Source organism: Streptomyces profundus (assembly GCF_020740535.1).
Taxonomy (GTDB): Bacteria; Actinomycetota; Actinomycetes; order Streptomycetales; family Streptomycetaceae; genus Streptomyces; species Streptomyces profundus.
This window is the reverse complement of sequence record NZ_CP082362.1, coordinates 1,905,703-1,925,771: the sequence shown is the minus strand read 5'-3', so window position 1 is coordinate 1,925,771 and position 20,069 is coordinate 1,905,703. Positions and strand designations below refer to the sequence as shown.

Below are 20,069 nucleotides of genomic sequence, written 5' to 3'. Positions count from 1 at the left end.
CCCGGGTGTGAGGTGGGACACGGAACTTGCCTCTGACGTCAATGTCAGGTCTTAGCGTAGCGCCCGTGCCCGAGATCCGGGCGCCACACCTGACGTGAGCCTTTCGAGGAGTCCTTGACGTGACTGCCCTGTTCGACGGTTTTCCGCTTGGTGACCTGGCCCTGCCCAACCGGGTGGTGATGGCCCCGATGACCCGGGTCAGGGCCGCCGCCGGCGGCTTGGCGACGCCGTCCATGGCGACCTACTACGCCCAGCGGGCGACCGCGGGCCTGATCGTGAGCGAGGGGGTGCAGCCGAACCTGGTCGGTCAGTCCAACCCGGGGACCCCGGGGCTGCACACCGACGAGCAGGTCGCCTCCTGGCGGCAGGTGACCGCGGCCGTGCACACCAACGGCGGCCGGATCTTCGCCCAGCTGATGCACGGCGGCCGGGTCTCCCACCCCAGCACCACGGGCGAGCAGCCCGTCGGCCCGTCGGCGCTGCCCGCCGTCGGCGACGTGTTCACGCCGAACGGGCCCCGGCCCGCGCCGATCCCGCGCGCCCTGACCACGGACGAGGTGCCAGAGCAGGCTCAGTCCTACGCGCTGGCGGCGCGCCGCGCCGTCGACGCCGGGTTCGACGGGGTGGAGCTGCACGGCGCCAACGGCTATCTGATCTCGCAGTTCCTCTCCAGCAACGCCAACGCGCGCACCGACCGCTACGGGGGCTCGGTGGCCAACCGCATCCGGTTCGCCGTCGAGGCGGTGTCGGCGACGGTCGAGGCCGTCGGCGCGGCCAGGACCGGCATCCGGCTCTCCCCGGGCGCCACGTTCTGGGGCGTGCGGGAGACCGAGGTTCCCCAGCTCTACGCCGCGCTGCTGGCCGAGTTGGCCCGGCTCGATCTCGCCTATGTCCATGTGGAGGCCACCGCGGACGAGGAGGTGCTGCTCGGCCTGCGGCGCGGGTGGCCCGGCACGCTGATCATGAACCCCACGCTGCCCATGGGGCCCAAGCAGGTGGAGCGGGCCGACGCCGACCACTGGCTCGGGCTCGGCGCCGAGCTGATCAGCTTCGGGCGCGCCTTCATCGCCAACCCCGACCTGGTCGAGCGGCTGCGCCTGGGCCTGCCGATCGCCCCGGTCGACGACGCCGCCTACTACCAGGGCGGTGACGAGGGCTATCTGACCTACCCGGCCTACCAGCACACCGCCTGACCCACGGCGCCCGTCAATGTCCGCCCGCATGCCCGAGTCTGTTTACTTCCGGGAGATTGCGACGTAATCTCGCCAGTGTCAACAGACTCGGGCGAGGAAGCGGGCGCAAAACAACATGTACGCAGCAGAGCGTCAGCAGGAGATCCTGCGCCTTGCCCATGAGGGCGGGCGGGTCGACGTGCTGTCGTTGGCCGAGACGTTCCAGGTCACAGCCGAGACGGTGCGGCGCGATCTCAAGGTGCTCGACCGGGCCGGGCTGGTCCGCCGGGTGCACGGCGGGGCCATCCCGGCCGGACGGCTCGACTTCGAGCCCAATGTCGCCGAACGCGAGGGCGTCTCGGCCGACGAGAAGAACCGCATCGTGCGCGCCGCGCTCAGCGAACTGCCCGCCGACGGCAGCGTGATCATCGACGCCGGCACCACCACGGCCCGGCTGGCCGCCGCCCTCCCGGCGGACTGCGCCCTGACCGTCGTCACCCACGCGCTGCCCGTCGCCGCCCGGCTCGTCGACCACCCGGGGATCTCGCTCCACCTGGTCGGCGGCCGGGTGCGGCACCGCACCAGCGCCGCCGTCGACGCCTGGGCGCTGCGCGCCTACGGCGAGATCAACGCCGACCTGCTGCTCCTCGCCACCAACGGCTTCTCCCTCGACGACGGCCTCACCACCCCCGACCTGGCCGAGGCCGCCGTCAAACGCGCCATGGTCGCCGCCGCCCGCCGCACCGTGCTGCTCGCCGACTCCACCAAGCTCCGCCAGCAGTACTTCGCCCGCTTCGGCGACTTCTCCGACGTCGACCTGTTCGTCACGGACACCGGGCTCGGTGACGAGGACGCCGCCGCCATCGAGCGGCGCGGTACCGAGGTGGTGCGCGCATGATCCTCACCGTCACCCCCAACCCCAGCCTGGACCGCACCTACGAGGTGCCGGCGCTGCGCAGGGGAGCCGTGCTGCGCGCCGAGACGGACCGCGTCGAGCCGGGCGGCAAGGGCGTCAACGTCTCCCGCGCCGTCGCCGCCGCCGGCGGGCGCACCACCGCCGTGCTGCCGCTCGGCGGCCCCGAGGGCGCGCTGCTCGCCCGGCTCCTCGACGGCCGGGGCGTCGAGGTCGCCGGCGTGCCGCTCGCCGGCTCGACGCGGGTCAACATCACGCTGGTCGAGCCGGACGGCACCCTCACCAAGGTCAACGCGGCGGGCCCGGCGCTCACCCCCGAGGAGGCCGCCGCCCTGCTGGCCACGGTCCGCGCCCGCGCGGCCGACGCCGGCTGGATCGCCTGCTGCGGCAGCCTGCCGCGCGGCCTGGAACCCGACTGGTACGCCGAGTTGGTCGCCCACGCCCACCGCGCCGGCGCCCGCGTCGCACTGGACACCTCGGGCGCGGCGCTGCTCGCCGCCCTCGCCGAACGCCCCGATGTGGTGAAGCCCAACGCACAGGAGTTGACGGAGGCGGTGGGCCGTCCGCTGGCCACCGTGGGGGACGCCGTCAAGGCCGCCGAGGAGCTGCGCGCCCGAGGCGCGGGCGCTGTGCTGGCCAGCCTGGGGCCCGAAGGCCAGCTGCTGGTCTCGGCCGCCGGCACCTACTGGGGCCACGCCCCGGTGGCGTGCGTCCGCAGCGATGTCGGCGCCGGCGACGCCTCGCTCGCCGGCTTCCTGGCCGCCGGCGGCCAGGGCCAGGAGGCGCTCGCCGCCGCCGTGGCGCACGGCGCGGCGGCCGTCGGGCTGCCCGGCAGCGCGATGCCGGCCGCCGGCGATCTCGACGCCGCAGCCGTCGTGACCACGGCCGACGTCCCCGTCGACCGCCCGCTGACCTGGCCGGGTGAGCGGTGATGAGCCCGAGCCCCGTCGTCCACCTCCCCGTACCACCCCCGTTGCCGCCCTTGGGGCGGGCCGCGAGCAAAGGAGCCGCGTGATGGCCGAGTTGATCGTTCCCGAACTGGTGGTACCGGCGCTCTCCGCCACCACCAAGGACGAGGCCGTCCGAACCCTGGCCGAGCGCCTGGTCGCCACCGGCCGGGTGACGGACCTGGACGGGTTCCTCGCCGATGTCGCCGCCCGCGAGTCCCAGATGCCCACCGGGCTTGAGGGCGGCATCGGCATACCCCACTGCCGCAGCGCCCATGTGACCGAGCCGACGTTGGCCTTCGGCCGCAGCGCCGTCGGCATCGACTTCGGCGCTCCCGACGGCCCGGCCGATCTGGTCTTCCTGATCGCCGCCCCGGCCGGCGGCGACGCCGACCACCTCGGCATCCTCTCGGCGCTCGCCCGCCGCCTGATGGACCCGGCGTTCACCGAGGCGCTGCGCGCCGAGAACGACCCGGCGACGCTCGTGGCGCTGGTGCGCGGCGACCAGGCGCCCGAGCAGCGGGAGCCGGCGGCCGAGCCGACGGTCGAGCCGGCGGCCCCGTTCCGGATCGTGGCCGTCACCTCCTGCCCCACCGGCATCGCGCACACCTATATGGCCGCCGAATCCCTGGCGCGCGCCGGCGGCGAGGCCGGCGTCGAGGTGACCGTCGAGACCCAGGGGTCGGCGGGCTTCAGCCGGCTCGACCCGGCGGTGATCGCCGCCGCCGACGCGGTGATCTTCGCGCACGACGTCGAGGTGCGGGAACGCGCCAGGTTCGCCGGCAAGCCCACCGTCGACGTCGGCGTGAAGGCCGCCATCAACCGGCCGGCCGAGCTGATCGACGAGGCCAGGGCCAGGGCCGAACGCGGCGAGACGAGCGCCGCCGCCCCCGCAGCCGAGGACGACGCCGGCCCCCAGGCCGCCGGCGGCGAGGGCTTCGGCTCCCGGCTGCGCCGCTATCTGATGAGCGGCGTCAGCTACATGGTCCCGTTCGTGGCGGCCGGCGGGTTGCTGATCGCCCTCTCGTTCGCCATCGGCGGCCATGGGATCGCCGACGCGCCCTCCGTCGCCGACCACTTCCTGTGGACGGAGGGCGACAGCTGGGCCGCCCTCTTCCACCAGATCGGCGGCGCCGCCTTCGCCTTCCTGGTGCCCGTGCTGGCCGGCTATATCGCCTTCGGAATGGCCGACCGACCAGGGCTTGTGCCCGGCTTCGTCGGCGGCTCCATCGCGGTGACCATCGAGGCCGGCTTCCTCGGCGGCCTGGTCGCGGGGCTGCTCTCCGGCGCCGTGGTGATGGGCCTGCAACGGGCCCAGGTCCCGCCCGCGCTGCGCGGCGTGATGCCCGTGCTGGTCATCCCCCTCATCGGCTCGGCGCTCGTCGGCTTCCTGATGTTCGTGGTGGTCGGCGAGCCGCTCGCCGCCCTGCAACGGTCGCTCACCGACTGGCTGGACGGGCTCTCCGGATCCAACGCGATCCTGCTGGGCGCCGTGCTCGGCGCGATGATGTGCTTCGACCTGGGCGGACCGCTCAACAAGGTCGCCTACGCCTTCGCGGTCGGCGGCCTCGCCGAGGCCGGCGACGGCAACCTGAGGGTGATGGCGGCCGTGATGGCCGCCGGCATGGTCCCGCCGCTGGCGATGGCCCTGGCCACCACCGTGCGCGCCCGGCTCTTCACCAAGGCCGAACGGGAGAACGGCAAGGCCGCCTGGGTGCTCGGCGCCTCCTTCATCACCGAGGGCGCCATCCCCTTCGCGGCGGCCGACCCGCTGCGGGTGATCCCCTCGGCGATGGCGGGCGGCGCCCTCACCGGCGCGCTCAGCATGGGCTTCGAGGCCACCCTGCGCGCCCCGCACGGCGGGATCTTCGTCGTCCCGCTGATCGGCTCCCCCTTCCTCTACCTGCTGGCCGTGGCCGCCGGCACGCTGCTCAGCGCCGCGCTGGTGGTGTTGCTCAAGTCCCGCCGGAGGCTGCCGAGTCCGGACGCGGCGCCGGCCACCGCCGAGCCGGTAACCCGGTAACCAGGTAACCCAGTCATCCGCCCACCGTCTCGTCAGGAGTGAGAAACCATGCCTCAGCGCACCGTGGTCATCGGCTCGCGCAGCGGCCTGCACGCCCGTCCCGCCTCGCTGTTGGTGCGGGCCGCGGCGCGTCAGCCGGTCGCCGTCACCATCGCCCGCCAGGGCCGGCCGCCCGTCGACGCCCGCAGCCTGCTCTCCGTGCTGGCGCTCGGCGCCGCCGCCGGCGAGCCCGTGGTGCTCGCCGCCGAGGGCGAGGGCGCCGAGGCGGCCATCGCCGAACTCGCCGCGCTGGTCGCCGACGACCTGGACGCCCCGGAGCCCGCCGCGGGCGCGGGGGAGTAGCCATGGCCACCGTCCAGCGGGGCATCGGCATCGGCGGCGGCACCGTCTCGGGCCCGGTGGCCAGGATGGCCCGCCCACCCGTGCCGCCGGCGCCGCGCACCGTTCCCGCCGATCAGCTGCCGGCCGAGGTGGACGCGGTCCGCGCCGCGTTCACCGACGTGGCCGAAGCGCTTCAGCGGCGCGCCGACGCGGCGTCTGGGCCGGCGGCCGAGGTGCTGTTCGCCCAGGTCATGATGGTCGCCGACCCGGCGCTCGCGGACCGGGCCGAGGCCCTGGTGCGCGGCGGCGACGACGGCCCACGCGCGATCGACGCCGCGTTCGGCGAGTTCCGCTCGGCGCTGGCGGCGGCCGGCGGCCTCTTCGCCGAACGTGTCGCCGACCTGGACGACCTGCGCGACCGCGCCGTCGCCGTGCTGCTCGGCCTCCCCATGCCGGGCCTGCCGGAACCCGGCCACCCCCATGTCCTGGTCGCCGCCGACCTGGCCCCGGCCGACACCGCGCTGCTCGACCCGGCATCGGTCATCGCCCTGGTCACCGAGCAGGGCGGGCCCACCGGACACACCGCCATCCTGGCGCGCGGCCTCGGCATCCCCGCCGTGGTCGGCTGCGCGGGCGCCGAGGCGTTGACGGACGGCCGACTCGTCCTGGTGGACGCCGACGCCGGCACCGTCGAGGCCGATCCGACGCCCGAGGCCGTCACCGAGGCGGCGGAGCGCGCCGCGCGCCGCCGGCGGCGCGCGGCCGAGCTGACCGGACCGGGGCGCACCGCCGACGGCCACCCCGTCAAGCTCCTCGTCAACCTCGGCGCGCCACACGAGCTTTCGGCGGCGGCAGCGGCCGACAGCGAGGGAGTCGGGCTGTTCCGCACCGAGTTCCTCTTCCTGGAGCGGACCGAAGCGCCCTCCGTCGCCGAACAGACCGACGCCTACGCGCGGGTCTTCGCCGCCTTCGCCGGCCGCCGCGTCGTCGTCCGCACCCTGGACGCCGGCGCGGACAAACCGCTGCCGTTCGCCACCGCGACCGACGAGCAGAACCCCGCCCTCGGCGTCCGGGGCCTGCGCACCGCCACCCGTGACCCCGAACTGCTGGAGGACCAGCTCCACGCCCTCGCCCTGGCCGCCGATGGCGCGTCAGCCGAGGTGTGGGTGATGGCGCCCATGGTCTCCCTGCCGGGCGAGGCCGCCACCTTCGCCGACCGCGTCCGCGCCCACGGCCTGGCCACCGCCGGCGCCATGGTCGAGGTGCCGGCGGCGGCGCTGCGCGCCGGGGAGCTGGCCGAAGCCTGCGACTTCCTCAGCATCGGCACCAACGACCTGTCCCAGTACGCCTTCGCCGCCGACCGCACGCTCGCCTCGCTGGCCGGCCTGCTCGACCCCTGGCAGCCCGCGCTCCTCGACCTCGTCCAGCTCACCGCCGCCGCCGGAACACGCGGCGGCCGACCCGTCGGCGTCTGCGGCGAGGCGGCGGCCGATCCGGCGATGGCCCTGGTGCTGACCGGCCTCGGCGTCACCAGCCTCTCGGCCGCCCCGGCGGCACTCCCCGAGGTCAGGGCCGCGCTGGCGGCCCACACCCTCGCCGACTGCCAGGCCCTGGCCGAAGCGGCCCGCACCGCCCCGGACGCGTCGACGGCACGAGCCCGGGTAGCCGACGCCCTGCCGGAAGCCCGGCTGCCTTGAGCAGCCACCCCCGGCCCGTGGCCGGACACCGTCCGGTGGTCTGTGGGGTTGGTTGGATGCCCCACCGGGACCCGGCCGCGGCCGGATTGACGGCCTCTCTCGACGGGCGCGGCCCGGCCGCGTCCACGCGTGGCCGGGCGCCGGCAGCCGGCCTGCGGCGCGGGCCCTGTCCGTTTGGTTGGATGCCGGTCTGGTCGGGTGTGCCACGACGCGGACCCGGTCGTGGCCGGTTCACGTGCCCGGCCGTTGGCCGGGTTGGCCGCTCGTCGTCCACGCGTGGCCGGGCGCCGGCAGCCGGCCTGCGGCGCGGGCTTCGCCTGTACGGAAGCGACGCGTGGCCGGGCGGCGGTAGCCGGCTGCTGGCCGGGTTGGCCCTTCGTCCCATCGGGCGTGGCAGACCCGCGTGCACGTGGGGGAGCTATGGCTCGCCGGCGGCAGCCGCCCCGTGCCCCGGCCGCTGGCCGAAACGACCGCCCGTGCCCGAGCAGGCGACGCCGCCCACCGCTTTCCCGTCCGCCGCGCAGTGCGCCCGCGCCACGCTCGCCCGGCCGGCGCGCAGCGTGCCCGTGCCCGCGTCATGGCGCTGCCGGGTCGTAGTCCGAGAGCTGGTCGGCCGCTGCCCCGGCCGTCTTGAGCAACCCGGGCCGTTGGTCTGGTGGATGTTGTCACGACGCCGGTCCGTGCGTGGCCGGGCGGCGGTAGCCGGCCGCTGGCCGGGTTGGCCCTTCGTCCCATCGGGTGCGGCAGGCCCGCGTGCACGTGGGGGAGCTATGGCTCGCCGGCGGCAGCCGCCCCGTGCCCCGGCCGCTGGCCGAAACGACCGCCCGTGCCCGAGCAGGCGACGCCGCCCACCGCTTTCCCGTCCGCCGCGCAGTGCGCCCGCGCCACGCTCGCCCGGCCGGCGCGCAGCGTGCCCGTGCCCGCGTCATGGCGCTGCCGGGTCGTAGTCCGAGAGCTGGTCGGCCGCCGCCCCGGCCGTCTTGAGCAACCCGGGCCGTCGGTCTGGTGGATGTGTCACGACACCGGTCCGTGCGTGGCCGACCGGCGGCAGCCGGCCTGCGGCGCGGGCTTCGCCTGTACGGAAGCCACGCGTGGCCGGGCGGCGGCAGCCGGCCGCTGGCCGGGTTGGCCCTTCGTCCCATCGGGCGTGGCAGACCCGCGTGCACGTGGGGGAGCCATGGCTCGCCGGCGGCAGCCGCCCCGTGCCCCGCCCGCTGGCCGAAACGACCGCCCATCCCCATGCAGGCGACCCCGCCCACCGCTCCACCACCCGCCCCGCCGCCGCCGCGCCGGCTTACCGCCCGCCCGGCCGCCGCCGCGCAGCGTGCCGGCTCTACCGCCCGCCTGTCCGCCGCCGCGAAGCCCGACCGCCCAGCTGCCACGCAGCGTGCCCGCGCCCGCCCCGCCCGCCGCCGCGCAGCGTGCCCGTGCCCGCGCCCGCCCGCCTTGTCCGCCGCCGCGCAGCGTGCCCGTGCCCGCCCCGTCCGGCCGCCGCGCAGCGTGCCCGCGCGCCCGCCCCGTCCGGCCGCCGCGCAGCGTGCCCGTGCCCGCCCCGCCCGGCCGCCGCGCAGCGTGCCCGCGCGCCCGCCCCGTCCGGCCGCCGCGCAGCGTGCCCGTGCCCGCCCCGCCCGGCCGCCGCGCAGCGCGCCGGCTCTACCGCCCCGCCGCCGCGCAGCGAGCCCGCGCAGCGTGCGCGCGCCCGCCCGCCCGTTCGGACCGGGAAGGTCACAGCGCTGAGAGGCCGTAGTCCCAGAGTTGGTCGGCCGCCGCCGGGTCGAGTGCGTGGGCGGCGACGCCGGTGGGGGTGTCCTCGTCGCCTCGGACGGTCGGCGCTTGCTGGTTGTCCTCGAAGTAGCGGCCGGTGACGCCAGCCAGCAGTGGCGAGGCGGCCAGCAGCACGGAGGTGGCGGCCCCCTGCTCGGGGGTCTTGTAGTACGACAGCGGCCGTACCCTGCCCTCGCCGTCCATCACGCCGAACGCCCGCATCGTGTCGTCGTCGACGTGCCGTTGCAGGCCGGTGAGGATATAGCCGGGGTTGAGCGCGTTGGCCGTGATCCCGTCGGCCGCCCAGCGGCGGGCGCCCACGGCGAAGAGGATGTCGGCGGACTTGGACTGGCCGTAGGCCGCCCACGGGTCGTACGGCCGATCCTCGAAGTGCGGGTCCGCGAAGTCGAACGGGTCGCCCCGGTGGGCGCCGGAGCTGACCACCACGACGCGGGCGGAGCCGGCCTCCCGCAGGGCCCCGTGCAGGCCGACGGCCAGCGCGAAGTGGCCCAGGTAGTTGGTGGCCAGCTGCGTCTCCCAGCCGCCGGCCGTGAGGGTGCGGGTGGGCAGGGCCATGATCCCCGCGTTGGCGACGAGGATGTCGAGCCGTCCGTGCCAGGCCCGGGTGAAGGCGTCGACCGACGTCAGATCGGACAGATCGAGGGGTTCGGCGTGCACCGGGCCCGCGCCGTCGACGGCGGCCAGCTCCTGGATCAGCGGCTGCGCGGACCCCGGGCGCCGCGTGGCGATGGTGACCTGCGCCCCCGCGCCCGCCAGCGCCCGGACGGTCTCGGCGCCCAGGCCGGAGGCGCCGCCCGTGACCACCGCGCGTCGGCCGCTGAGGTTCACGCCGTCGATCACCTCCCGCGCGGTGGCCTGGGCGGAGAAGGGAGTGGTCAGCGGAGCGGAGTCGTCTCGCGATGGCCCGTCGGCCTGGGGATTCGTTGCCATGGCTCCACGCTACGACGCGTGAGCTGGACACCTTATGATTGAGAGTCCCTGATTCTTTAGCAATCGTCCAAGCTGTCCAGCCGTCCAGGCTGTCCGAACTGGTGGTGGTGATGGATCCTCTTGAGGATGTGCTGACCCTGCTGGAGACGCGCGGCCGGCTGTCCGCGAGCCTGTCGGCGGGCGGGCGTTGGGCTCTGCGGTTCGACGCCCCCCACGCGGTCAAGTTCAACGCCGTCAGGCGCGGCTCCTGCCTGCTGGAGGTCGACGGCGTCGACGGGCCGATCGAGCTGGCCGAGGGCGACTGCTGTCTCCTCACCCGGCCACGCGCCTTCACGCTCCGCGGCGATCCGGGGGCCGTCCCCGTCGCCGCCGGGCCCGTGTTCGCGGGGGCCGCGGACGGTGTCGCCAGGGTGGGTCAGGGCGAGGACGTGTTCCTCGTCGGCGGCGGCTTCTCCTTCGGGACCCGCGCCCAGGAGCTGCTGCTCGACCGGCTGCCCCCGGTCGTCCATGTGCCGGCCGGCACCCGGCACGCGGAGACGGTGCGGTGGGCGCTGACCGCGATCGACGAGGAGCTGACGCGCCGGCCGATGGCCGCGACCCTGGTCGCCGAGCACCTCGCCGTCGTCATGCTCGTCCATGTGCTGCGGCTGCACCTCGCGCGCGAGCCGCGCGCGGTGACCGGATGGCTGGCCGGCCTCGGGGATCCCGTGGTCGCCACGGCGTTGACGTCGCTGCACCGCGATCCGGCGCACGCCTGGACGGTGGCCGAGCTGGCCGGCGCCGCCGCCGTCTCCCGGTCGACGCTGGCCGCCCGCTTCAAGGCCACGGTCGGTCTCGGCCCCCTGGAGTACCTCACCAGGTGGCGCGTCGAGCTGGCCGCCAGACAGCTGCGCGAGGGGAGCGGAACGCTCGCCTCCATAGCCCACTCCGTGGGATACGGCTCCGAGAGCGCCCTCAGCGTCGCCTTCAAACGCGTCCTGGGCATGCCGCCCGGCGACTACCGCAGGCATCCGCCCGGGCCGTGAGAGGGCACGGGGCCGCCGGCGCGCGTGGCGGCCCGCCCCGCTCCGGCCGTCACGTAAAGAGAGCAACTTCGCACGCAAAGTCGCGAGTTACTCGGTTAAGTGGTGTCCGGTATCGCAACACACCGACTGTTAGGCACCTTTGATCCCCTGTCGAATCCCTCGCGCTCTGTCCGTTGCCTTGACAGTCGCGAGCGGCGGTGGCCTGATGGGTGGGCGACTACATGGGAGCGCTCCCAGATTCCTGGGTCGCGCATGCGTCACCCCCACCCGAGTGGGCCCACGGGACGGGCCCTTGAGGAGACGACCGTGAAAAGCAGGAGAACTTTCGGTGTCCTGGTCGCGGCGGGCCTCGCTGGCACGCTGGGTACGGCGCTCGCGGTGCAGCCCGCGACCGCCGACGAGCCGGGCGCCAGCGCCGTCGGACTGAGCATCGAGGACGGCCGGTTGGTCGAGAGCAACGGCAACGACTTCGTGATGCGGGGGGCCAACCACCCGCACGCCTGGTACACCAGCCAGTTGGGCGCGCTCGGCGACATCAAGTCGCTGGGCGGGAACACCGTGCGCGTGGTGCTGAGCAGCGGCCACCAGTGGGAGCAGACCTCCCCGCAGCAGGTGTCCCAGATCGTCTCGGAGTGCAAGGCGAACCGCCTGATCTGCGTGCTGGAGGTGCACGACACCACCGGCTACGGCGAGGAGGGCGCGGCGGTCTCGTTGGACCAGGCCGCCGACTACTGGATCAGCGTCCAGGACCAGTTGGCGGGCGAAGAGGACTACGTCATCGTCAACATCGGCAACGAGCCGTTCGGCAACAGCGGTTACGAGGCGTGGACGGCCGACACCCAGGCGGCCATCGGGAAGCTGCGGAACGCCGGCTTCGAGCACACCATCATGGTGGACGCGCCGAACTGGGGCCAGGACTGGACCGGCACCATGCGTGCCAATGCCCAGTCGGTGTACAACGCGGACCCGACCGGGAACACCATCTTCTCCATCCACATGTACGGCGTGTACAACACGGCGAGCGCCGTCGAGGACTACCTCACGTCCTTTGTGGACGCCGGACTGCCCATCCTGGTCGGCGAGTTCGGGCACAACCACTCGGACGGTGACCCGGACGAGGACGCCATCATGGCCGTCACGGAGCAGCTGGGGCTCGGCTACCTCGGCTGGTCCTGGAGCGGCAACGGCGGTGGTGTCGAGTATCTGGACATGACGGTGAACTTCGACCCCAACCAGCTGACCGAGTGGGGCGAGCGGTTCTTCCACGGCGCGAACGGTGTCGCCGAGACCTCTGAGGAGGCGACGATCTACAACTGAGGCCCTGCGGCCGGGAGTTGTGTGCGGCGGGGCCGCCCCTTGGAGTTCCGGGGGGCGGCCCCGTTCCCGTCCGGGTTCCGCGCCACGCTCAGTGCACCCGGCCGCCGCCCACCGAGCCGGCCGGCTGGCGGGCCTCGGCGGTCAGCCGCCTGATGGTGCGGTTGACGTCGGAAGGGGAGACGATCCCCAGCAGCCTCGGCCGCCCGGCGCGCTCGCGTTCCCCGGCCCGTCCAGCGGTCTGTTCGCCGTGGGGTCCGTCGTGGGCTTCGATCACCAGCACCCGGTGCTCGGGGCCGGGTTCGAGCTGCGGCAGCAGGTCGGCGAGGTCCGTCTCGGGCTGGGTGGTGCGGACCTGGTCCAGGGGCAGCATGATCTCGGCGACGGTCAGCACCCGGTGCTTCTCCAGGGGCACCTCGTTGAGCTGGTCCTGGGTGACCAGGCCGATCGGCGCGCCGCTGGACGAGACCACCGGCAGCGCGGGGTGGGTGAGGCCGTGGGACGGTTCGGAGAGCAGGGCGCCGACGGTCTCGTCGGCGGGCACGGTGGCGGGCCCCGCCGTCATGGTCTCGCGGACGGGGACGCCGGCGAGCAGTTGACGCATCCGCGCCTGCTCCCCCTCCAGGGATGCCGCGCCGGCCACAAACCATCCCACCAGGGCCAGCCACAGGGCACCGAAGGCGCCCGTGAAGAGGAAGACCACCAGTCCGGCGACGACCAGGACCCAGCCGAACGCCTGCCCGGCCGCGCTGGACTGGGCGGTGGCCCTGGGGCGGTTTCCCGAGCGGCGCCAGAGCGCGGCGCGCAGCAGCCGGCCGCCGTCGAGTGGCGCGGCGGGGAACCCGTTGAAGAGCGCCAACAGGAAGTTGATCACCGCGAGCCAGGCGAACACCTCGACCACGGGGCCCGCGTCGGCGGCGACCAGGATCCAGGTCAGCACCGTGAAGAGCACGCCGAGCGCGAAGCTGGCCGCCGGGCCGGCGCCGGCGATCCTGAACTCGGCCTTGGGGTCGGGGGCTTCGGTCCTGGTGCGGGTGGCGCCGCCGAGCAGCCACAGCACGATGTCGTGGACGGGCACCCCCGATCGACGGGCGAGCAGCGCGTGGGCCATCTCATGGGTCAGCAGCGAGGCCAGAAACAGCACCCCGGCGAGCAGCGCGAGCAGTGTGTAGCTCAGCGCACTCCGATCCGGGTAGGCCTCCGGCAGCCGTCCGGTGCCCAGACCGATCGCGATCACGGCGAAGATCACCGCGACGCTCCAGTGCACCCCGATCCGGACGCCGGCGATCCGTCCCAGCGTAAAGGTCGCCCGCACTTCGCTCACCTGCCTCGATGGGTTTCGGTCTGGAGTCAAGGTTTCCTTCTGGCGTCAACGGCGGCGTTCACCGTGGAACGTCGCAGGTCAGGACGCCGAGTACCCGCGAAGTCGCTCGCCATGCCGGATCCGGCCGCGCTCCCTAGACTGGGGACATGGCCCGGCCGAACGACGAGGTCGAGGCGCTGCTCCGTGAGTACGCCGACCTGCTCTCCATCACCGGCGAGGGCGCGTTCAAGCAGCGCGCCTACGAGCGCGCGGCGCGCGCCATCGGTGGGCACCCCGCCGATGTCGCCACGCTGGACGCCGAGCGGCTGCGGGAGATCCCGGGCGTCGGCCGGTCGATCGCCGACAAGGTCGCCGAGTTTCTGCGCACGGGCCGGGTGGCGGCCGTCGAGGAGACGCGCTCCTCGATCCCGCCGGGGGTGCGGGCGCTGCTCGACATCCCCACCCTGGGGCCGAAGAAGGCGATGACGCTCTACCGCGAGTTGGGCGTCTCGTCCGTGGACGAGCTGATGGCGGCGCTGCGCGACGACCGGGTCGCCGGGCTGAAGGGCTTCGGGCCCAAGGCACGGGAGAACATCGAGCACGGGGTCGCGGTGCTGCGCCAGTCCGGCGGTCGCATCCGGCTGGACGTGGCGCTGGGGGTGGCGGAGGAGGCCGTGGCGCGGCTCGCCGAGGTGCCTGGCTGTGCGCGCTGCGCCTGGGCCGGGTCGGTGCGGCGGATGCGGGAGACCATCGGCGACATCGACATCCTGGCCGCCGCCGACGATCCGGAGCCGCTGATGGCGGCGTTCTGCGCCCTCCCGTTGGTGGACGAGGTGGTCTCCCGGGGCCGGAAGAAGACCACGGTGCGCACGGTGGACGGCCTGCAAATCGACCTGCGGGTGCTGTCGGCCGACTCATGGGGCGCCGGAATGCTCTACTTCACCGGCTCCAAGGCTCACAACATCCGCATCCGCGAGATCGCGGTCCGCAAGAAGCTCAAGCTCTCCGAGTACGGCCTGTTCGACGCCGAGAGCGGCCGGAAGCGGGCCGCCCGCACCGAGGAGCAGGTCTACCGCCGTCTCGGCCTGCCCTGGATTCCGCCGACGCTCCGCGAGGACCGGGGCGAGATCGCGGCGGCCCAACGCCGGGAGCTGCCCACGCTGGTGACCGAGCGGGATCTGCGGGGCGATCTGCACAGCCATACCGATCTGACGGACGGCGTCGCGCCGTTGACGGAGATGGTCGCCGCCGCCTCGGCGCGCGGCTACCACTACTACGCCGTCACCGACCACGCCCCGAAGCTGCGGATGCAGCGGATGACCACGGAGAAGGCGCTGGCGCAGCGCGCCCGACTGAGGGAGTTGGCGGGGCGTTACGGCCGGCTGAGGCTGCTGCACGGCACAGAGCTGAACATCGACGAACGGGGCGACGTGGACTGGCCGGCGGAGGTCCTGGCCGAGTTCGACCTCTGTGTCGCGTCCATCCACTCGCACTTCGAGCTGGGGCGGGACGCGCAGACGCGGCGGTTGATCAGGGCCTGCGAGAACCCCCATGTGCACATCATCGGCCATCCCACCACGCGGAAGCTGGGCCGCCGCACCGCTGTCGACATCGACCTGGACGCGGTCTTCGCCGCCTGTGCGAGGACCGGCACCGCGCTGGAGATCAACAGCCACCCCAACCGGCTGGACCTCAACGACGAGCAGATCCTGCGCGCCCGCACCCATGGCGTGCGGTTCGCCATCGACTCCGACGCCCACGCCCCCACCCATCTGGGCCATGTGCGCTTCGGGGTCGCCCAGGCGCAGCGCGGCTGGCTCACCAAGGACGAGGTCATCAACACCTGGACCCTCACCCGGCTGCGCCGCTTCCTCAAGAAACGGTAGTGGCCGCCGGCCAGGGGAGCCGGTGCCCTGCCGGCGGATCTCCGCGTCCGGCGAGCGGCTTCCCCAGCCTGGCGGCTGGGAGCCGCCCCCGCGATCCCCTCGGACGAAGTCCGGGGGAGCACCGCCGAGACTCCCCCCCACAGACGTCCCGGCGCCTCGCCCGACAGGGGTTACGGTGCCTCGCCGACCTGCGTGCGGCGTTCCGCCCGGTAAGGGCTGCGGTGCCTCGCCGGCCGGCGTGTGGCGTTTCGCCCGGTAGGGGCTGCGGTGCCTTGCCGGCTGGCGTGCGGTGTTTCGCCCGGTAGGGGCTGCGGTGCCTCGCCGGCCGGTGTTCGGTGTTTCGCCCGGTAGGGGCTGCGGTGCCTCGCCCGACAGGCGTTACGGTGCCTCGCCGGCCTGCGTGCGGCGTTCGGTGTTCCGCCGGCTGGCGTGCGGCGTTCCGCCCGGTAGGGGCTGCGGTGGCTCGCCGGCTGGCGTGCGGTGTTTCGCCCGGTAGGGGCTGCGGTGCCTCGTCGGCTGGCGTGCGGCGCCTCGCCCGGTAAGGGTTACGGTGCTTCGCCGGCCGGCGTGCGGCGTTCCGCCCGGTAGGGGCTGCGGTGCCTTGCCGGCCGGCGTGCGGTGTTTCGCCCGGTAGGGGCTGCGGCGCTTCGCCGGCCGGCGTTCGGTGTTCCGCCCGGTAAGGGCTACGGTGCTTCGCCGAGGTGGTGGAGGAAGAAGTCCCTGGCCTGGGCGGTGACCTCGGAGAGGGTGCCCGGCTCCTCGAAGAGGTGGGTGGCGCCGGGCACCACGGTGAGCTCGTGGGGGCAGTGCAGCGACAGTTCGGCGGCCCGGTTCAGCTCCAACACCCGCTCGTCGTGGCCGCCCACGATCAGCAGCGTGGGGCAGCGCACCTCGGAGAGCCGCCGGTCGGCCAGGTCGGGACGGCCGCCCCTGGACACCACGGCGCCCACGGGCGAGCCGGGGTCGGCCGCCGCCCACAGCGCGGCGGCGGCGCCCGTGCTGGCCCCGAAGTAGCCGACGCGCAGGCCGTCATGGGGCGTCACCCCGCCCGTCAGCAGCCACTCCGTCGCCCGGGTCAGCCGCTCGGCCAGCAGGCCGATGTCGAAGACGTTGGCCCGGTCGTCCGCCTCCTCCTCGGTCAGCAGGTCGAAGAGGAGCGTGCCGAGGCCGGCCTGGGCCAGGGCCTCGGCGACGAACACATTGCGCGGGCTGTGCCGGCCGCTGCCGCTGCCATGCGCGAAGACCACCACGCCGCGCGCCCTGGCCGGCAGGGTCAGCGTGCCGGCCAGCTCCACCACGCCCGCCGGGACGGTCACCTCGCGGGCGACACCCCGGCGCAGAAACTCCACCACCTGCTCGTCGGTGGTCTGCGCGAAGTCGTCGTAGAACTGGCCGACGGCCAGGAAGTCGTCCTCCACATGGGGACAGACCAGCTCGTCGGCCGCGTCCCCGATCCGGCGCTCCCAGTCGGCCGGGGCGACCGGCACCGCCAGCACCACCAGGGCCGCGCCGCGCTCCCGCGCGGAGCGGCAGGCCGCCCGCGCGGTGGCACCGGTCGCGATGCCGTCGTCCACCAGCACCACCGTGCGGCCGGCCACCGAGATCCGGGGCCGCTCGCCCCGGTAGGCGACGGCGCGGCGGTCCAGCTCCGCGCGCTCCCTGGACTCGACCTCGGCGAGCCGGTCCCCGGGCACCCCGGCGCCGCCGACGACCTGGTCGTTGAGCACCCGGGCGCCGTCCTCGGCGATGGCGCCCATCGCCAACTCCGGCTGCGCCGGCAGCCCCAGCTTGCGCACCACGGCCACGTCCAGCGGGGCGCGCAGCGCCGTGGCCACCTCGGCGGCCACCGGGACCCCGCCCCTGGGCAGCCCGAGCACCACCACATCGCGCCCACGCAGTGACGTCAACGCGTGGGCCAGCCGCTGCCCGGCCTCCCGCCGATCCGCGAACCGCATCGTCGGCCACCTTCCTGGTCACGTCCCGGCGCGCACCGCCCCGTCACGACCTGTCGGAGTGCTGGGTCCATCGAACCGCGTCGCGGCCGGCGGCGCGCGTCGGACTCCCGCACCCGGGCGTACGACGGGCTTCCGTCAGGGGCGCGGCAACCGGTGCACGAAGTCGGCGACCGCCGTCGCCAGCTCCTCCGGCGCGTCATCGTGCACCCAGTGCCCCGCGCCGGGGAAGTCCACACGTTCCGTTCCGGGACGGCGCGCGACCATCGCGTCGGCCAGCTCCGCCGGCAGCAGGGTGCTCTCCGTGCCGCGCAGCAGCAGTGCCGGGCAGTCCGAGCCCAGCCAGTCGCCCCACCAGTCGCCGACGCCGCCCTCCTGGACCGCCATCATCACGTCCCAGTCGAAGAGCAGCCGCCAACCGTCCTCCGCCGGGACCGCGCTGCGCAGGAAGTAGGCCGCGTCCGGCACCCCCCTGGCCTCGATCAGCGCGCCCAGCGCGGCCCGCGTCTCGGCCCGCGACGGCCAACCCCGCACATCGAGCGTCGGATGCTCCACCTCGGGCCGCCGCATCACGGGGCCCACGTCCTCAATGATCAACGCCGCCACCAACTCCGGGTGTCGGGCGGCCAGTTGGTAGGCCGTGATGCCGCCGAGCGAATGCCCGAGCACCACCAGCGAGCCGAGCTCCAGGGCGTCGACCAGCGCGGCGGCGTCCTCGACGAACGCGTCCCTGCCGTAGCCGCCGGTGGCCGGCTCGCGCCAGCCGTGGCCGCGCTGGTCGGGCGCGATCAGCCGGGCCCGGCCGGCGAGATCCCGGGCCAGCCGCTCGAAGACCGCCCCGCGACCGAACGTCCCGTGCAGCGCCAGCACCACGGGCAGCGCGGCGTCACCCCCCGAGTCCAACACCGGGACCCGGCGCCCCCGTACGAGCACCGTCCCCATCTCGGCCAACGCGTCGTTCCCCTGGTACCCCTGATCTGTCACCCCTCCAAGCTAGCGCCGCCCGGCGGCTTCCACACCGGTCCGGGGGACCGGGTCCGCGCACGGTGCCGGGCGGCTACGCTCGGCGCAGGACACCCGCCGCCGTCTCCCAACGGAGTCCCCGTGCCGCTCTTCCGCAGCCCGCTCCGCCGCCGCGCCCGCGCGCCGGAACGGGACGGCGCGGTCGAGGTGTTGGGCGTCGCCCGCAACCTGACCTCGGCCACCAGGCTGCTCGACGTGCTGCCGCTGCTGCGCGCCGAGGACGGCGTCGCCGTGTCCTTCACGGTCAACCCGGGCTCCGCCTTCGACGGCGGCCTCACCGAGTACCTCGCCGGGCAGCGGGCCACCGTGCTGCCCTGGCGGGAGGCCACCCGCCGCCGCTTCGACCTGGTCGTCGCCTGCGCCATCAACCGTTCGATGCGGCGGCTGAGTCGGCCGCTGGTGGTGCTGCCGCACGGCGCCGGCTACAACCGGCTGGTCAGCCGGTCCACGGGCGACGTCAGCTCGTCCGCCGGCCTCTCCCGGCGTGAACTCCTGTACCGGGGGCGGGTGGTGCCCGATGTCATCGGCCTCTCCCACGAGGAGCAGCTCGGCCGGCTGGCCGCCAGCTGCCCCGCCGCGCTGCCGCGCGCCCGCGTCGTCGGCGACCCCTGCTTCGACCGGATGCGGGAGAACCTCGACTGGCGCGACCACTTCCGCGCGCCGTTCGGCGCCGTCGGGGGCCGCCGGCTGGTGGTGCTCAACTCCACCTGGGGCCCGCACTCGTTGATCCGCCGTCACCCCGACCTGCCGCTGCGGCTGGTCAACGCGCTGCCGGTGGACGAGTACGTGGTCGTGGTCGTGCTGCATCCCAACATCTGGTCGGACGACACGCCGTTCAACGTCAGTCAGCGGCTGCGCGCCGCGCGGGACGCCGGGCTGCGGGTGGTCAGCCCCGACAACGGCTGGCAGGCCGCGCTGATCGCCGCCGACCTGGTCGTCGGGGACACCGGCTCGGTCAGCTTCTACGGCGCCGGCCTGGAGCGGGCCACGATGCTGGCGGCCAGCGGCGAGGCCGAGTTGGACCCGGGCTCGCCCATGCACGCCTTCGGCCGCACCGCCCCACGGCTCGACCCCGAGGGCGATCTGCTGGCCCAGCTGCGCGCCGCCGAACGCGACCACCGGCCGGGCGAGTTGCGCGCGGTCACCGAGGACGCGCTGGGCCTGCCGGGCGAGTCGGCACGGGTACTCCAGGGCGTCTTCCACGAGCTGCTGGGCGACCGGGTCCAGCCGCCGGCCCCGCACCCGCGCCCCACCCGCTACCCGGACCCGTCGCCCGCGACCGGCCACGGGCCGACCGCCTTCGACGTGGTCGGGCGGGTCCGCGCGGGGCGCGTCGAGCTGTGCCGCTACCCGCTGGACCAGCGGCGCGCCGGCGCCCGTGGCTTTCTCGCCGTGACCGCCGAGGAGGGCACCTGGTCCGCCCTCGCCCAGACCGCCGAGGTGGCCGCGCGCCGGCAGCCGCACGGCGAACTGCCGCCCCGCGCCTGGCTCGACCGGCGGTTCGCCGACCAGCCGTGGCTCTCCGTCGCGGTGGCGGCGCTGGGGGAGCGGCGGCATCTGCTGCGGCTGCGGGACGGCGCGCTGTGGGAGGCGTGGGTCCCCGAGGACTGGGCCACCCCCGAACAGGTCCTCGACCCCGTGGTGTTGGGCGCGGCCGTGTACCTCTGGCTCATCGAGGGCCAGCCGGGGGGACGCCTCCCCGCCGAAGGACTCCCCCTCCACACCGGCCACACCCGCACCACCGTCCACTTCCGCCCCCGATGACCACGCGGCGACCC

General features: G+C 74.7%; 14 protein-coding genes. 10 read left to right on the top strand and 4 right to left on the bottom strand.

All coding sequences use genetic code 11. The features are described 5' to 3' along the window. The first annotated feature begins 119 nt into the window (after positions 1 to 119). From K4G22_RS08235 to ptsP, 6 genes are all read left to right on the top strand, one after another. Entirely contained in the window at positions 120 to 1,193 is a 1,074-nt protein-coding gene (locus K4G22_RS08235; RefSeq protein ID WP_228079234.1) for an alkene reductase, read from the top strand. 115 nt (positions 1,194 to 1,308) lie between these two features. Then, positions 1,309 to 2,070, top strand: a complete 762-nt coding sequence (locus tag K4G22_RS08230) for a DeoR/GlpR family DNA-binding transcription regulator (protein ID WP_228079233.1) — start codon at positions 1,309 to 1,311, stop codon at positions 2,068 to 2,070. Further along, complete coding sequence (pfkB, locus tag K4G22_RS08225) at positions 2,067 to 3,017, top strand: 1-phosphofructokinase (protein WP_228079232.1); 951 nt, start codon at positions 2,067 to 2,069, stop codon at positions 3,015 to 3,017. Before K4G22_RS08230 ends, pfkB begins: the two co-directional genes overlap by 4 nt. Positions 3,018 to 3,099: 82 nt before the next feature. Beyond that, the gene (locus tag K4G22_RS08220) at positions 3,100 to 5,055 is read left to right on the top strand and encodes a PTS fructose transporter subunit IIABC (RefSeq protein WP_228079231.1); all 1,956 of its coding nucleotides are present in this window, start codon (positions 3,100 to 3,102) and stop codon (positions 5,053 to 5,055) included. 48 nt (positions 5,056 to 5,103) lie between these two features. After that, complete coding sequence (locus K4G22_RS08215) at positions 5,104 to 5,397, top strand: HPr family phosphocarrier protein (protein WP_228079230.1); 294 nt, start codon at positions 5,104 to 5,106, stop codon at positions 5,395 to 5,397. A gap of 2 nt (positions 5,398 to 5,399) precedes the next feature. Then, on the top strand, positions 5,400 to 7,073 hold the full coding sequence (ptsP, locus tag K4G22_RS08210; protein ID WP_228079229.1) for a phosphoenolpyruvate--protein phosphotransferase: 1,674 nt from the start codon (positions 5,400 to 5,402) through the stop codon (positions 7,071 to 7,073). Positions 7,074 to 8,798: 1,725 nt separating this feature from the next. Here the strand turns inward: ptsP and K4G22_RS08205 are convergent. Continuing rightward, positions 8,799 to 9,788, bottom strand: coding sequence for an SDR family NAD(P)-dependent oxidoreductase (locus tag K4G22_RS08205; protein WP_228079228.1), 990 nt, complete (start codon positions 9,786 to 9,788; stop codon positions 8,799 to 8,801). Between the two features lie 110 nt (positions 9,789 to 9,898). Here K4G22_RS08205 and K4G22_RS08200 point away from each other — a divergent pair, with 110 nt between their 5' ends. Together K4G22_RS08200 and K4G22_RS08195 are read left to right on the top strand one after the other, a co-directional pair. After that, positions 9,899 to 10,813: an AraC family transcriptional regulator gene (locus K4G22_RS08200; RefSeq protein WP_228079227.1), complete on the top strand. Its 915-nt coding sequence runs from the start codon at positions 9,899 to 9,901 to the stop codon at positions 10,811 to 10,813. Between the two features lie 306 nt (positions 10,814 to 11,119). Then, the gene (locus K4G22_RS08195; RefSeq protein ID WP_228079226.1) at positions 11,120 to 12,130 is read left to right on the top strand and encodes a glycoside hydrolase family 5 protein; all 1,011 of its coding nucleotides are present in this window, start codon (positions 11,120 to 11,122) and stop codon (positions 12,128 to 12,130) included. Between the two features lie 88 nt (positions 12,131 to 12,218). On the opposite strand, the gene K4G22_RS08190 is transcribed toward K4G22_RS08195, so the two are convergent. Beyond that, positions 12,219 to 13,442: a site-2 protease family protein gene (locus K4G22_RS08190; protein ID WP_228079225.1), complete on the bottom strand. Its 1,224-nt coding sequence runs from the start codon at positions 13,440 to 13,442 to the stop codon at positions 12,219 to 12,221. Positions 13,443 to 13,597: 155 nt separating this feature from the next. Here K4G22_RS08190 and polX point away from each other — a divergent pair, with 155 nt between their 5' ends. Continuing rightward, entirely contained in the window at positions 13,598 to 15,316 is a 1,719-nt protein-coding gene (gene polX, locus K4G22_RS08185) for a DNA polymerase/3'-5' exonuclease PolX (protein WP_228079224.1), read from the top strand. A 683-nt stretch (positions 15,317 to 15,999) separates the two neighbouring features. On the opposite strand, the gene K4G22_RS08180 is transcribed toward polX, so the two are convergent. Next, on the bottom strand, positions 16,000 to 17,271 hold the full coding sequence (locus K4G22_RS08180) for a phosphoribosyltransferase (RefSeq protein ID WP_228079223.1): 1,272 nt from the start codon (positions 17,269 to 17,271) through the stop codon (positions 16,000 to 16,002). 135 nt (positions 17,272 to 17,406) lie between these two features. Continuing rightward, positions 17,407 to 18,252 carry an alpha/beta fold hydrolase gene (locus K4G22_RS08175; RefSeq protein WP_228079222.1) on the bottom strand — a complete coding sequence of 282 codons (846 nt, stop codon included), beginning with the start codon at positions 18,250 to 18,252 and terminating at the stop codon, positions 17,407 to 17,409. Positions 18,253 to 18,372: 120 nt separating this feature from the next. Here K4G22_RS08175 and K4G22_RS08170 point away from each other — a divergent pair, with 120 nt between their 5' ends. After that, positions 18,373 to 20,055, top strand: coding sequence for a hypothetical protein (locus K4G22_RS08170; protein ID WP_228079221.1), 1,683 nt, complete (start codon positions 18,373 to 18,375; stop codon positions 20,053 to 20,055). The last annotated feature ends 14 nt before the right edge of the window (positions 20,056 to 20,069 follow it).

Bases quoted from the DNA above. Each gene is read 5' to 3' on its own strand.
- K4G22_RS08200 (WP_228079227.1), top strand. From the start codon at position 9,899: ATGGATCCTCTTGAGGATGTGCTGACCCTGCTGGAGACGCGCGGCCGG.
- ptsP (WP_228079229.1), top strand. From the start codon at position 5,400: ATGGCCACCGTCCAGCGGGGCATCGGCATCGGCGGCGGCACCGTCTCG.
- K4G22_RS08180 (WP_228079223.1), bottom strand. From the start codon at position 17,271: ATGCGGTTCGCGGATCGGCGGGAGGCCGGGCAGCGGCTGGCCCACGCG.
- polX (WP_228079224.1), top strand. From the start codon at position 13,598: ATGGCCCGGCCGAACGACGAGGTCGAGGCGCTGCTCCGTGAGTACGCC.
- K4G22_RS08220 (WP_228079231.1), top strand. From the start codon at position 3,100: ATGGCCGAGTTGATCGTTCCCGAACTGGTGGTACCGGCGCTCTCCGCC.
- K4G22_RS08230 (WP_228079233.1), top strand. From the start codon at position 1,309: ATGTACGCAGCAGAGCGTCAGCAGGAGATCCTGCGCCTTGCCCATGAG.
- pfkB (WP_228079232.1), top strand. From the start codon at position 2,067: ATGATCCTCACCGTCACCCCCAACCCCAGCCTGGACCGCACCTACGAG.
- K4G22_RS08205 (WP_228079228.1), bottom strand. From the start codon at position 9,788: ATGGCAACGAATCCCCAGGCCGACGGGCCATCGCGAGACGACTCCGCT.
- K4G22_RS08215 (WP_228079230.1), top strand. From the start codon at position 5,104: ATGCCTCAGCGCACCGTGGTCATCGGCTCGCGCAGCGGCCTGCACGCC.